The sequence below is a fragment of the Plesiomonas sp. genome (assembly GCF_051650925.1).
In the GTDB taxonomy this organism is placed as follows: Bacteria; Pseudomonadota; Gammaproteobacteria; order Enterobacterales; family CAMTGL01; genus Plesiomonas.
The window spans coordinates 1-1187 of record NZ_JBOFRH010000453.1; the positions used below are offsets into that span (position 1 = coordinate 1).

A 1187-nucleotide genomic window follows, 5' to 3' on the forward strand; every position below is an offset into this window, starting at 1 on the left:
CAACAGAAAATTATATACTAACGCCAACACTTCAAAGTGGAAAAGTCACTTGGGAAGCGTCTGGAAAGTGTAAAACAGATGGCTTGTGCTAATTATTAAAAATGGGGGGAGCTCCCCCCTTATCTAGCAGTATGAATACAATAATAACCATGAGTAATTCAGAATTTGAACTTAAAAAATTTCATAGCCTTCTTCCTTTAGTCATCGAATATAAATCCATCCCACTTTTTGAAAACGAAGATACACTTTATCTTTCCATCCTCGATACCAATAATTACAAAGCCGCCGATGCCTTTCGTTTTGCCACGGGCAAAAATATCGAATTAGTACAGGCCGATAAAACCGAACTGTATGCCAAAATAGAAAAACTGACCGGCAAGCGGGTGGATGATATTAATACGGCTGCCGATGCCGGCACGCTCGAACAACTCGACGAGCTAGATGCCGATACCCACACGGTGGATAACACCGAAATCGCCGATGAAGATGATGAAGCACCGATTGTGCGCTTTATCAACCAAATGCTCAGCCGTGCCGTACGGGTAAAAGCCTCAGATATTCACTTCGAGCCGTATGAAAAGCAATATCGAGTCCGTTTTCGTATTGATGGCGTATTGCAAGAGATCACCAGCCCGCCACAAAAGCTGGCGCAGCGCCTTGCCGCCCGCCTGAAAATAATGAGTAAACTCGATATCGCCGAGCGTCGCATTCCACAAGATGGCCGCATCAAGCTAAAACTCAGTGAAGGCACGGCGATTGATCTGCGGGTATCTACCCTGCCGACCCTGTTCGGTGAAAAAGTGGTGCTGCGTATTCTCGACTCTTCTGCCGCACGGCTTGATATTGACCAGCTTGGCTTTACCGAACAGGATAAGGCGCTATATAAAGCGGTGCTGGCACGTCCGCAGGGGCTAATTTTAGTCACCGGCCCAACCGGTAGCGGTAAAACCGTGACCCTATATACCGGCCTTGCCCGCTTAAATACCCCTGAACGGAATATATCAACCGCTGAAGATCCGGTGGAGATCAACCTCAGTGGTGTGAATCAAACCCAAATCAACACCCGGGCGGGGCTAACCTTTGCCAGCGCCCTGCGGGCATTTTTACGCCAAGATCCTGATGTGGTAATGGTGGGCGAAATTCGTGATCTGGAAACTGCCGAAATTGCGGTTAAAGCGGCGCAAACT

1 protein-coding gene is annotated in these 1187 nt (G+C 47.9%); it reads left to right on the forward strand.

Annotated elements, in window-relative coordinates; translation table 11 throughout:
* Positions 1 to 149 precede the first annotated feature (149 nt).
* Positions 150 to 1187, forward strand: a 1038-nt coding sequence (locus ACRC27_RS11025; RefSeq protein WP_438639880.1) for an ATPase, T2SS/T4P/T4SS family, incomplete at its 3' end; no start/stop codon positions are given.